Origin of the sequence: Kitasatospora sp. NPDC059803 (assembly GCF_042732255.1) — a bacterium.
GTDB lineage: Bacteria > Actinomycetota > Actinomycetes > Streptomycetales > Streptomycetaceae > Kitasatospora.
The window spans coordinates 1-11,049 of record NZ_JBHWIJ010000286.1; the positions used below are offsets into that span (position 1 = coordinate 1).

General features: G+C 71.3%; 13 protein-coding genes. 3 read left to right on the forward strand and 10 right to left on the reverse strand.

The features are described 5' to 3' along the window. On the reverse strand, positions 1 to 446 hold a 446-nt coding region (locus tag ACFV6I_RS32085), incomplete at its 3' end, for an ATP-binding protein (RefSeq protein WP_380429111.1). 185 nt (positions 447 to 631) lie between these two features. On the opposite strand from ACFV6I_RS32085, the gene ACFV6I_RS32090 reads away from it, so the two are divergent. Next, a complete protein-coding gene (locus ACFV6I_RS32090; RefSeq protein ID WP_063353091.1) occupies positions 632 to 1,906 on the forward strand; it encodes a hypothetical protein in 1,275 nt (424 codons plus the stop codon). After that, on the forward strand, positions 1,861 to 2,421 hold the full coding sequence (locus tag ACFV6I_RS32095; protein WP_063353092.1) for a GNAT family N-acetyltransferase: 561 nt from the start codon (positions 1,861 to 1,863) through the stop codon (positions 2,419 to 2,421). The genes ACFV6I_RS32090 and ACFV6I_RS32095 overlap by 46 nt, the downstream gene beginning before the upstream one ends. A gap of 129 nt (positions 2,422 to 2,550) precedes the next feature. Here ACFV6I_RS32095 and ACFV6I_RS32100 read toward each other — a convergent pair whose 3' ends face one another. Next, positions 2,551 to 4,344, reverse strand: coding sequence for a hypothetical protein (locus tag ACFV6I_RS32100; protein ID WP_063353093.1), 1,794 nt, complete (start codon positions 4,342 to 4,344; stop codon positions 2,551 to 2,553). A 218-nt stretch (positions 4,345 to 4,562) separates the two neighbouring features. Here ACFV6I_RS32100 and ACFV6I_RS32105 point away from each other — a divergent pair, with 218 nt between their 5' ends. After that, the gene (locus ACFV6I_RS32105) at positions 4,563 to 4,844 is read left to right on the forward strand and encodes a DUF3307 domain-containing protein (protein ID WP_079136674.1); all 282 of its coding nucleotides are present in this window, start codon (positions 4,563 to 4,565) and stop codon (positions 4,842 to 4,844) included. A 241-nt stretch (positions 4,845 to 5,085) separates the two neighbouring features. Here ACFV6I_RS32105 and ACFV6I_RS32110 read toward each other — a convergent pair whose 3' ends face one another. The 8 genes from ACFV6I_RS32110 to ACFV6I_RS32145 all read right to left on the reverse strand — a co-directional run bounded on the left by ACFV6I_RS32110 (position 5,086) and on the right by ACFV6I_RS32145 (position 10,884). Beyond that, positions 5,086 to 6,156 (reverse strand): hypothetical protein, encoded by a 1,071-nt coding sequence (locus ACFV6I_RS32110; RefSeq protein ID WP_063353094.1) that lies wholly within the window; start codon positions 6,154 to 6,156, stop codon positions 5,086 to 5,088. Between the two features lie 96 nt (positions 6,157 to 6,252). Then, positions 6,253 to 6,885 (reverse strand): DUF1524 domain-containing protein, encoded by a 633-nt coding sequence (locus ACFV6I_RS32115; RefSeq protein WP_063353095.1) that lies wholly within the window; start codon positions 6,883 to 6,885, stop codon positions 6,253 to 6,255. A 184-nt stretch (positions 6,886 to 7,069) separates the two neighbouring features. Further along, positions 7,070 to 7,489 carry an HNH endonuclease gene (locus ACFV6I_RS32120; RefSeq protein ID WP_159398768.1) on the reverse strand — a complete coding sequence of 140 codons (420 nt, stop codon included), beginning with the start codon at positions 7,487 to 7,489 and terminating at the stop codon, positions 7,070 to 7,072. Positions 7,490 to 7,536: 47 nt separating this feature from the next. Next, positions 7,537 to 7,875 (reverse strand): hypothetical protein, encoded by a 339-nt coding sequence (locus ACFV6I_RS32125; RefSeq protein ID WP_159398769.1) that lies wholly within the window; start codon positions 7,873 to 7,875, stop codon positions 7,537 to 7,539. 175 nt (positions 7,876 to 8,050) lie between these two features. Beyond that, a complete protein-coding gene (locus ACFV6I_RS32130; RefSeq protein WP_063353098.1) occupies positions 8,051 to 8,548 on the reverse strand; it encodes a hypothetical protein in 498 nt (165 codons plus the stop codon). 15 nt (positions 8,549 to 8,563) lie between these two features. After that, positions 8,564 to 9,787 carry a hypothetical protein gene (locus ACFV6I_RS32135; protein ID WP_380429117.1) on the reverse strand — a complete coding sequence of 408 codons (1,224 nt, stop codon included), beginning with the start codon at positions 9,785 to 9,787 and terminating at the stop codon, positions 8,564 to 8,566. After that, positions 9,784 to 10,032 carry a hypothetical protein gene (locus ACFV6I_RS32140; protein WP_063353100.1) on the reverse strand — a complete coding sequence of 83 codons (249 nt, stop codon included), beginning with the start codon at positions 10,030 to 10,032 and terminating at the stop codon, positions 9,784 to 9,786. The genes ACFV6I_RS32135 and ACFV6I_RS32140 overlap by 4 nt, the downstream gene beginning before the upstream one ends. Positions 10,033 to 10,374: 342 nt before the next feature. Continuing rightward, positions 10,375 to 10,884: a hypothetical protein gene (locus ACFV6I_RS32145; protein ID WP_063353101.1), complete on the reverse strand. Its 510-nt coding sequence runs from the start codon at positions 10,882 to 10,884 to the stop codon at positions 10,375 to 10,377. Positions 10,885 to 11,049: the final 165 nt, after the last annotated feature.

Here is an 11,049-nt window from a genome sequence, read left to right on the forward strand (position 1 = left end):
GTGTCTGTACGCCCGGCGGCCTGCGGCGCGGCTCCGAGGTCGACCTCGGCCCAAACGCACTTGCCATCCGGCCCAAGGTCGTCGACACCGAACCGGTCGGCGTAGGTGATGACGAGAATGAGGCCCCGTCCGCTGGTGGCGTCCCCGTCCACGTCCCGAGGCTCGGGCCGCACTGTGCTCGGGTCCGTGACCTCCACCCGCAGCCCGCCGCTGGGCAACAGCGACAGGCCGGCAGTCAGCATCACGTCTGGACGGTCGCCCCCGCAGCCGTGCACGATGGCGTTGCCACCGAGTTCGGACAGCACCAGCGGCACCTCGGCCAACTGCTCCTCGTCCGGGTCCAGGCCAAGTCCAGTCAGTGCCTTCCGCGCCCAGCGGCGAACGTCGCGTACACGCTCCCGCTCTGCGGGGAACGTGAACTTGGTGGTGCGTGGTCTCGGCTCCATTGGGGGGTGCCTTCACTCGCTCGGGGTGCCGCTGATCGTGGCGGCTGACACCCAGTGAACGACCTTCTGTACCGGGCAGAACAGGAAAAAGTCCGGGGCTTCCACTCGCGAGGGACCGGAAAATCTGCTTCGGTGTTTCGCTAGAGCGGCAGCGCCACAGGTGACGACAGCGCTACGGTGAGTGCATGGGGGAGAACCTTCTACTGCGGCAGCGGATGGCCGAGCAAGGACTGCTGCAGGTCGACCTGGTCAGGCTGATGAACGACCACGTCGCTGCACACAGCGGCGCGTTGGGCACGTTCAGCGAACGCATGGTCCACAACCTGCTGACCGGAAAAACGCGCTCGCCCCAGACGAAGACCCGCGCCGCGTTAGAGGCAGTATTCGGGTGTACGAGCGAAGAGCTCGGCTTCACACCCCGCCCGGGCGCTAAGCGCCCCGACCCGCCGGAGGCCCGCGTGCTCCGCCGACAATTCCTCTCCATCGCACCAGCTGCCGCTGCCGCGGCTGGCATCCCCGGGCTGTCCTCACGGCCCAGCGGCGTCAGCACCTCCGACGTCGACCGGCTCAGGGCCGGCCTTCGGGCGCTCGCCGAACTGGACAACGAACGCGGCGGCCACCAAGAGCTGGAACGCGCCGCGCTGGCCGGCGCCGAAGCCGCGACCCGGCTCCAGGAACGCCCGGCCAGCCAGCGAGTGCGCAGCGCGCTGTACGCGGTTACCGCGGACTACACCGCCACCGCCGCGTGGTCGTGCGTGGACGCCCGCAGGTTCGATCAGGCTCAGCCGTACCTGGACCGGGCGCTGGCTCTGGCAGGACTGGCCGGCGACAGCACCGGCCAGTTTCGACTGTGGAACGCGACCGCGTTGATGGCCTACCAGCAGCGCCGATACCCGCTTGCCCTGGCCGCCGCTCAGGCCGCGCAGTCGTGTGGCGTCGTCAGGCGCGACCCGTTCTTCGCCGCTCTCGCCCACGTGCGGGTCGCGGTCGGCCACGCCGCCCTCCACGACCGGCAGGCGGCCCTACGCTCCCTCGGGCACGCGAACGACGCCCTCGCCCGTGTTGGTGACGAGGCGCCCCGCCCGTCCTGGACTGCGTTCTTCGGTGCCCCGGAACTACACGGCTTGACCGGGATCATCCACGAGCACCTCGGCGAGTATGCCCAGGCCGAGAGCGCGTGCCATCGCTCGCTGGCCGGCACACCGGCCCGCTTCCGGCGGAACATCGCGATGGTGATGGCCAGAATGGCGCTTGCCCAGCTCCATCAGGAGGAGATCGAAGCGGCTTGTGCGACGGCGGTTCAGGCCCATGGCCTGATGGGCAGCGATCCGTTGCCGGGCCGCCTGCGCTCCCTGCTCGGCGACTTCCATCGTGGCCTGATCAAGGTGGCGCCCGACTCCCGCGAGACGCTGGAATGGCGAGAGACTATCCGCAACATCGAGGAGAGCCGCCGACCGTGATAAAGATCCTCCGCTTCGACCAGGGCAACCTGCCCGAGGGCCTGCGCCAGCTGCTGCTGGACGTCCACGACGAGGCGTACCACGACCGACGCCACGAAGAGTTCGTGCAACGCTTCCCCTGGTTCGTCGACCACTGGAGCTCCAAGTCAGGGTTCACCTGCGTCGTGGCCTACGACGACGACGAGCCGATCGGCTTCTCCTACGGCGCCCCGCTCACCGAAGGGAAGGAGTGGTGGCGCGACCACATGCCCGCGCCCGAACGAACCGAGACCTTCGGCGTGTCCGAGCTGATGCTGCGCCCCGCCTGGCGGAAGCAGGGCATCTCCCCGCGACTCCACCAGGCGCTGCTGGCCGACCGGACCGAGGAGATGGCCGTGCTGACCGTCGACACCGTCCGTCCCAGGCTCCAGGCGCTGTACGAGTCCTGGGGCTACCGCAAGGTTGGTGAGAACCGCCCCTTCATCGACTCCCCGCTCTACGCCGTCATGGTCTGCGACCTCCCGACCGCGAGCTGAGCCAAGATCACGACCCTGGGGGTGACCCACAAGCCGGGCACCCCCAGGCGGCTGATGGAGCAGACGCGGAGCTTAGACAAGCACTCGGGGCCTACCTTGCCCTGATCTCCGAGTAGCGGACCGTCGCACCTAGGCGATGAGGCCCATGCGGCGGTGGCTGAACAGGTCCTCGGGTTCGTAGACCGCCATGAGCGCGCCGTCGGCGCGGTCCGGGCTGGAGACCCCTCGGGCCTTCATGCTCTTCTTCGACTCGATGACGACGGCGCCGTTGCTGTTGGTGGACATGTTCGGCGAGGAGAGTTGGACGGCGCAGGCGTGGTCGACGCGCAGGCGCAGCCGGCCCTGGCCGGTAGCCGGGTCGGGCTGCAGCAGCGCGCGGCCAGCGAGCCACATCTCGTCCCGCTTGCGGTAGGGACGCATCAGCTGGGCCGGGTCGTCGCGCTCGGGGTCGATGTTCTCGGACACCATCACGCCGACAATCTCCGCCTGGTGCCGGCCGTCCTCGCCCCAGCGTTCGAGCATGCTGGTGACGCCGTGGCCCAGGCCGTTGCGGTCGACCTTGACCCGGACCGGGGCCCGGGTGCCGAGCGCGGCCGCCAGGCGCTGCGCCCGGAGGATCTCCGCTTCGACCCGCTCGGCGACGTCGACCTGGTTCAGGTTGATCTGGCCGCTGGAGGCGTGTCGCTGCTCCAGGGCGTCGCCGACGACCCGATAGATCGTCACCTCGTCGCCGCCGTCCGCTGCGACGTCAACGCCGAGCCGGACCCAGGAACCGCGGCGCACCGTGTGGGTGGCAGTCTCTCCGACGAGACCCAGGTCCGCGGGGCGGACCCAGTCAGGTCCTTCGGGGTCGTCGGTGTCCTGGGCGGCTTCGATCCAGGCCAACGGAATGGCCTTGGAGCTGCCGCCCCTGGGGAAGCGGGCGTAGACCTTGGCCTGGACGTAGGGGTGGTCCTCGCCGTACTCGCGCACGGTGCGCGACACCCAGTCCATGTTCGGCAGGTGTTCGGCGAGGGAGTGCTTGGCGCCGCCGGGTGGGCAGTCCCGGCAGTACGGGACGCGTTCCAGGGTGATGGCCGGCGAGTCGAGGACCCGGATCGGGATCGTCGTGGTGGTCGGCTCCTCGGGGTCGTCGCCTTCGCCGCAGAGCAGCTCGAACCAGCTCCGCGGGTCGTCGGCCGGGGGGTTGCCGATGGCCAGCATCCGGGCGTCGCCCGTCAACAGGTTGTTGGTGCCGTTGCCGATGGTGCGGGCGATACCGCCGGCTTCGTCCACCACGATGAGCAACTTCGGCGTCCCGTGGATGCCCTGCATCGCGGCCTCGTCGTTTTCCGGCGCCGTGAATCCGTAGGCGACCACCACCGCGTTGCCGTAGAGGTCCGGAATCTTCCACTGGACGGTGTCGCACCAACCCGGGAGTTTGCCCCGCGCGATCGTCTTCCTGATGTGCGGCCACAACTGGTTGCGGACCTGCCGAAAGCGCGTCGCCGTGGTCACGATCACGGCCGTGCCGGGCGGGTTGACGCAGCCCATCCACGCGACCAGGCGGCCGGCCAACCACGTCTTGCCGACGCCGAACCCGGCCGGGACGGCCACCCGCTTGTGGTTGACCACCGCGTCCAGGACGTCCCGCTGCTTCGACCAGATCGTCTCTCCGAGGACGTCCTCGGTGAACCCTGACGGGGTGTCGGCCCACAGGCCGTAGAGGGTGCCCTGCTCGCGGCGAACTTCCCGGACGACGTAGCCGAGCTCCCTGGCCCCGAGGGTCTTCACCGTGGCCCGGCGGGCTGCCACGGGTGCGCGCAGCAACAGGTCGGCGACGTTGGCGGCGTCCTTCGACCTCACGCCCTGGCCGCTGCTGCGCCCTGCTTCCGCCAGGACGTCAGCGGTGGTGGTGCGCGGCGGCGCGGCGGTGGTCGGCATGGCGGGCACTGTGACCGTCGGACGCGCCTTGTGTCCCGCTGTCCGAGCACGTGCGCGCAGTTCAACGCCTGGTTGTGCGATCCAGCATCACCGGGTCCCGTGAATACCTGTCCGGCAGGGCCGTCCCATCCGGGGCGGTCCTTCGCCATGTCCGAGCGGCCGCCGACTGCCCGGGCCGTCGACGGCCGACCGACCTCCCCACGCACAAGGAGCGACGTATGTTCCCGAGCATCTTCATCGTCCTGCTGACCTGCCATTGGGCAGCGGACTTTCCCGGCCAGACCGATCATCAGGCCTCGCACAAAGCGGACCGGACTCTTCAAGGGTGGGTCGCGAACCTGACACACGCCTTCACCCACGTGGCGATCACCGCGGTGGTGCTCTGGCTGGTCGGACTCGCCGAACCTGACCTTCACCCCACGCTGACGGCGGAGGCCTTCGGACTCGCCTGGGTAGGGATCAGCCACAGCGCGATCGACCGCCGCCGCATGGTGAAGTGATGGATGGAGCACACCGGTCAACGCGGCTACTACCAGCGGGACGGGGCCCTACATGTCGATCAGGCTGCGCACGTGCTGCTCGGACTTCTGCCGGCCGCGCTGCTGATCTCCCGGCTGTAGCAGGTGGTGCCGAATATGCTGCTGCTCCCAGGCCGGGATGCGGTGGCCTGGGAGCAGCAGGGGTGTGAGGGCTGTGGAGGAGCGCCTCACAATCAGGTGTACGACGGTTGGCCCGGAAGCGTTACACCTGGCCGGCCGCCTGGTCGTGGGCGCGCTGTGCCTCGTCGTGGCGGGCGCGGGCCGTCACGATGAGCAGCTCGTACTTCTTGAGGTCGGCGAGCGCGTCTTCGACGGGCAACTCGGTGACGCCGTGCTCGTGTGCGAGGCGGGCCCTGGCGGCGCCGGCTCGGGGCGGCTCCGGGTCCTGGGCGGCGTCGGCCGGATGCCCCAGGGCGGCGGTCCACACCTTGTCCCACTCCTCGCGGGTGCAGCCCAGGGCCCTGGGCATGGAGCGGATGCGGCTGCCGCCGTAGGCCCACAGCGACAGCGCGGCGCGGTGGCGCAGCTGGGTGTACTCGTCGACGTTTGCGGCGGCCGCGCGGGCGATCTCTGCGGCACGGCGGGCCCGGTCTGCGGGGGCGAGGCCGTCGAGTTCGGCGGCGACCAGGCGGACGGCTGCTTGGCGGGCCGTCTCCAGGTCGGTTGCCCTGTTCTCGTCGGTTACCCGCTTGGTGGCGGTCATGGAGGTGGCGGTGGCGGCCATGCCGATCTGGGCGGCGATGGCCTCGTGGCTCAGTTGGTAGGGCGGCTGGCGTAGCGCGAGGATCGCGGCATCGCGGAATTTCATGGCCTCGGCGTTGCGGGCCCGGTCCTGCTCGGTGAACATGCCGAACGTGGCGACCTGGTCGAGTGCCTTGTCGACGGGCAGTTCGGCGATGCCGGCTGCACGTGCGGCTGCGATGCGGTCGGGGCCTGCTGGGGGGGTGGGCGGCGGCGGGGTGTTTCCGGTGATCTTCCAGCCGAAGGCGCCGGCCTGGATGCGGGTCCACTGCATCCGGGTGCACCCCATGCTCTGTTCCAGGCCTCGGGTGCGGTGGCCCTCGTATGCCCACAAGGACAGGGCAGCGTGGTCGCGTCGGGTCTGGTGTTCGGCGCGGTCCGTCTCGGCTTGTTCCATGATCTCGACGGCGCGTCGGGCCCGCGCCATGGGGTGGGCGATCGCGCCGAGTTCGGTGGCGACTTCCTTGGCGGCGTCCTCACGGATCGTCGCGAAGTCTGGGCGCTCGGGGTAGAGGAACGTGCTCTTGGACATGGTGGTGGGGACTCCTGCACAGTCACGGTGGAGTGTGCGGCTGGGGCATCCCCATCACCGACTCCGGCAACTGTAACACCCGCAATGAGACGCGGGTTAGCAGCCGGTTAGCGCTGTCATCAGCGCCGCGCGCTGTGCGTCGGTCACCCCCATCTCCCACCGGGCCTTCGTCCGGGCGTAACCGGCCGCGAACTCGCACTCGGCCTTCTTGCCGCCCGAGGGCTTCCACTGGTCGGGGCCGCGGCCGCCCTTTGCTCGGTTCACCGACGGCAGGGTGGGAACCAGGTTGTCGTCGTCGTTGGCGAACTCGCGGCGCCACTCCGGAGTCCAGGTGTTCGCACCGGACGCCCAGGCGTCCTGGAGCGCGACGCGGTGGTCGACGTCGATGTGCTCGACGTCGGTGACCACGCTGGTGCCGGTGTAGGGGTCGGTGAGGCGGCCGGACAAGACGATCGTGCATTCGGCGGGTCGCTGCGGGGCGGTGACCTGCTCGGTGAGGGCGCGCAGCAGCGCGGCCTGGCGGGCGTTGCAGCCGTCACCGTCCAGATCTTCCCATCCGCCGAACAGTGCGCGGTCGTAGCCGGGTGTGGGGGCGGTTGCGGCGGCGGGGAGGGAGACGACGAGCCTCTGGTCGTCGGTGAGTGGCTGCGCCGGTGGGGAGGTGATGGCGAAGGTCGCGGTGACGGTGAGCGCGGCGGCGGCGCGGGCGGCGAGGCGGGCAGCGGGCAACGGGTTCTCCAAGCGGGGTGGCGGTCCGTCTACCGGGCCGGGTGGTCGCCGGCCTGCGGGGCCGGGCGGTCGGGGCACGTGCAGTCGTTGTGCGCTTCCCCGCACACCGGGCAGAGCTGGTGCCGGGGGCATTCCCCGTCCGGGTGGGCTTCGCGGATACACGGCAGGCCAGACAGGGAGGTGGTCATCGGCGTGCCAGGGTGGTGATGACGACCGGCACGCCGAGCGTTCGGCTGGTGCCGTCGGGCTCCAGGGTGCGCAGCTCGCCGGTGGGGTAGCGGACGGGTACGTGGGCGGGGTCGGTGGGACGGCGGACCTTCCACCCGGCGGCGTAGGAGGCGGCGGGGTTCGCCTCCATCCACATGTTGCACGCCTGGCAGGCCGTGACGAGGTTCGTCGGGTGGTTGATCGCGGGGTCGCTGCTGCCGCCCATGGCCCGGTTGGTGCGGTGCTGGATCGTCAGGGTGCTGCCGGTGCCGCACCGTACGCACTGGTGGCCGTCCCGGGCGTAGACCAGGGTGCGGACAGCCGTGGTGGGTCCGGTGTTGCGGGGGCGGGTGCGCAGCGCGGTCACGAGGGTGGTGGCTCCGTTCCCCTCGGGCACGAGCGGCCCGAGGTGACGAGGAGAGTGCAGGCCAGCGGGGTCTTGTGTCACCCGCTGGTCGGCCAGTCGCGTACGTCGACGTCGACGACCTCGGGGTTCTCGGTGGTCTGGGTGTGCTTGGCGGGGTCGAGGTGGTCGTGCCACAGCTCGGGGTAGTCGTTGAGCCAGCCGGCGAGGGTGTGCTGTTCGTCGGAGAGGTCGTGCTGTTCGTCGTCGCAGAACTCGATCAGCTCGATCGGGACCTCGTCCAGGGGCACGTCCAGGGCGTAGACGGTCGTCTCGATCACGGTCAGGCCGAGGGTGAGCGGCGCGGTGTCGGGGGCCTGGGCGGGCTTCGGCTCGGCGGCGGTCACCGTCACGGCGGTGGTGGGGGTGGTGGTGGTCACGGTCAAAGGGGGGCTCCCTGCTGGTCGGTGTCCGTGCAAGGGGAGCAGTCCGGGGCCGCTTGCGTCCCGGTCGGCGGGCCGCCGGGCCCGGTCGCCGGGAGCGGACGCACTGCTGCGCCCCGGCGGGTGACCGGGGCGCAGCAGGGGTGGTGGTCGGGTTGTTGTCCCGATCGGGCTATGTCCGGTCTTCGGTGGTGAACTTGCCGCAGGCGACGGTGAGTTCTTCGTAGTCGTGCTGGAGAACCCCGGTGTCGATGTGCTCGGCCCGGTACTGGGAGCAGCGGGTGCAGATCACCCGGTCGGGGCTGGTGAGTGGGCGGAAGTCCGATGTGCAGCTCGTGCGGTAGTCGGGGGTGCTCTCGTCGTCGGAGGGGTGGGTGTGCTCGCTCTTCCAGTGCAGGCACTCGGCGCACAGCGGCTTGTCGGTGTCGGTGGGGGTGGCGGTGTGTTCCTGGGCGTCGGGGCCGGGGCCGGTGGTGTAGCGGACGGCGCAGTTGTGCAGCAGGACCGCTTGGCCGCCGTCGTCGAGGCTGTCGGCCAGGAGTCGGCGCAGCCGCATCGCGGAGACCTCCGCCGCGACGGTGGCGTTGGGGATGCCGGGGGTGATCGTGTAGGCGGGGCACCCGGTGTGCTGGGCGATGGTGTCGTAGGTGATCTCGTCGAGCAGGTTCACGGTGGTGTCCAGGGGTTAGAACGAGGCGACGGTGATGGTGGTGGCCAGACGGGCGCCCCGGTGGGCGCGGGCGGCCGTGTGAGAGAGGACGGAGGACGCGGATGCGTTCGCCCAGCCGCACGCGCAGGTGACGGTGATGTGGCCGGTGGTGCCGTCGACCGTGCTGGTGGTGTCGTGCTCGTGTAGGGCCAGGAGGAGGTGCCCGAGGAACGTCACCTCGACGGGCGCGTCCATCGTGCCGGGGGTGGCGATGAGGCCCCGTTCCAGGAGCACGGCCGTCTGCTTCGGCCCAATGATGGTGGCCTCCAGAGCGATGCGCGGGCGGCCGGATCGGTCGACTCGGCAGGCCGTCTCGCTGCTGTCGCGGATCTGCCGCAGGTCGTCGGTGGCGCTGGCGGAGCGGCGGAGCCGCGCGGCCGGTTCGATCACGGCGGTCAGCGAGGGCGCACCCTTCCGATCGACGCAGCGCAGGGTGAGCCGGCCGTTGCGGTACAGCTCGATGCCGAGTTGGTTGTGGGCGACGTGGTCGACCAGTTCACGGGTGGCGGGGTCGGTCAGCGGCCTGGTCTGCGGGCGCTGGGCGGGGCCGTGGCGAGTGATGGTCTCGTGGAAGGCGGGGGCTGGCTGCGGCTGCTCGATGGTGGTGCACTGGCAGGCGCAGGGGCAGCGGCCGCAGGTGGGGCAGGCCGGGGCGTTGTCGTCGCACCAGCAGATGCACAGGCCGGTGCGGTCGCATACGCAGGCGGTGGGTGGTTCCGCCTCCGGCCGGTCGAGGCAGGCGAGCAGCGCGGCGGCCCCGCTGATGCTGCGATCGGCGAGGCTTAGGTCGTGGCGGCCGTCCGGGTGGACGGTCAGGTCACAGTCGGGCTGGTCGTCGAACTGGCACAGGTCGTAGGTTCCGGGGGTGAGGTAGCGGACGCTGCTGGGGTCCGGGTTGTCGCCGTAACCGTGGTCGTGGTGTGCGTGCGCGGTGTCCTCGAAGAAGACGGCGCAGAGCCGGTCGGCGGTGGCCGCGTCGACGCCGATGAAGTCGACCGTGGCGTCCAGGCCGGCGTGCACGATGATCGTGCCGCTGTGCTCGCCGGTGTCCCATGTCGCCACAGTGCGGGTCGGGGTGGAGCGGGCGGGGTCTGCGGTGAGGCCGGGGCGGTAGGTCGTGAGCAGCGCGAGGGCTTCGGCGCTGGTGGCACGTAGTGCGGCGTTCAGGCGGGCGTCGGGCGCGGCCGGGGTGGTGGTCATCGGGTGCTCTCCGGGGCGTGGTGGATGGCGACGAGGTGTACGGCTTCGGCGGTGAAGTCGCGGGGGTTGGAGATCATCACCGGGAGGTCGGCGAGGGTGGAGTAGCCGGGGATGATCCGGCAGCGCTGCACGCGGAGCTTGGGGTCGTCGCCGACCCGGTAGATGGCCCGGACCTTGTAGGGCTCGTCCTGGGCGTGGGTGTCGGCGAGCGCGGTGGTCGCGGCGTTGATGACGTGGGTGTTCATGCTGGTGGTCTCTCTGCTGTGCGGGCCGGGCGCCCGGTCCGGGGCGGGATCGCCTCATCGGCGGGGCCGGGGCGCTCGGCATGGGTGTACGGGGGCGCCGGGGGTTGCGTCGCGCCCCGGAGGCGGGCCTGGTGCTGCGCCCTGCCGGGTCGGGCGGGGCGCAGCACCGGCGGGGGTGGTAGGGGGGCGGGTTGGTCGTCGGTGAGGTTCCCCCCGGTGTTGATGGTGTTGGGGGGGGAGGCCGCGGGCGGGGGGGGGGGGGGGGGGGGGGGGGCGGGGGGGGGGGGGGGGGGCGGGCGGGCGGCCGCGGGGGGGGGGCCCCCCCCCCCCCCCCGGCGGGGGTCAGAGGGCGGCGGTTTCCTCTTCGGTGAGGTACCAGCCGTTGTTCATGTAGTGGCGCTGGGAGGCCGGGCTGCGGAAGTCGATCGGGTTGAGCGGGAGCCCGCAGACCAGTCGTTCGAGGTTGGCGACGGTGAGCGCCTGTCCGGGGTACGGGAGGATCAGGACCGGTTCGTCGGCGGGCCACGGGCCGCAGGAGTGCCAGGGGTCGGCGCTGGTGAGGACGACGGTGCCCTCGGGGCCCTGCACTTCGTCGAGGCCGCACACGCCGCAGCCGCAGTTCGGGTCGTACGGCGCGGGGAGGGCGACGTAGGCGCCGCCGTGGAAGTAGTCGGCGATCGGCATGCGGCGGCCGCCGGCGGGCTGGAATGCGGAGACGATCAGGTCGCCGGTCTTGACCTGGTCGGCGCGGACGACGCGCAGCAGTTCGCAGGTGAGCGCGGGCCTGGCGAGCGTGTACTCGGTGGTCTTGGTGACGATGACCTGGTGGAAGTCGACGGGGTGGATGCTCACGGTGGATGGGTCCTCAGCGGTTGGGGGGTGGGGCGCCCCGGGGGGGGGGGGGGGCGGCGGGGGGGGGGGGGGGGGGGGGGGGGCGCCGGGGGGGGGGGGCCCCCCCCGCCCGGGGGGGGGGGGGGGGCCGGGCCCCCCCCCCCCCCCCCCCCGGCTCGCCTGCTA

Coding starts and splice junctions, on each gene's coding strand:
- ACFV6I_RS32090 (WP_063353091.1), top strand. CDS start 632: ATGGGGGAGAACCTTCTACTGCGGCAGCGGATGGCCGAGCAAGGACTG.
- ACFV6I_RS32140 (WP_063353100.1), bottom strand. CDS start 10,032: ATGAACACCCACGTCATCAACGCCGCGACCACCGCGCTCGCCGACACC.
- ACFV6I_RS32110 (WP_063353094.1), bottom strand. CDS start 6,156: ATGTCCAAGAGCACGTTCCTCTACCCCGAGCGCCCAGACTTCGCGACG.
- ACFV6I_RS32105 (WP_079136674.1), top strand. CDS start 4,563: ATGTTCCCGAGCATCTTCATCGTCCTGCTGACCTGCCATTGGGCAGCG.
- ACFV6I_RS32135 (WP_380429117.1), bottom strand. CDS start 9,787: ATGACCACCACCCCGGCCGCGCCCGACGCCCGCCTGAACGCCGCACTA.
- ACFV6I_RS32095 (WP_063353092.1), top strand. CDS start 1,861: ATGGCGAGAGACTATCCGCAACATCGAGGAGAGCCGCCGACCGTGATA.
- ACFV6I_RS32100 (WP_063353093.1), bottom strand. CDS start 4,344: ATGCCGACCACCGCCGCGCCGCCGCGCACCACCACCGCTGACGTCCTG.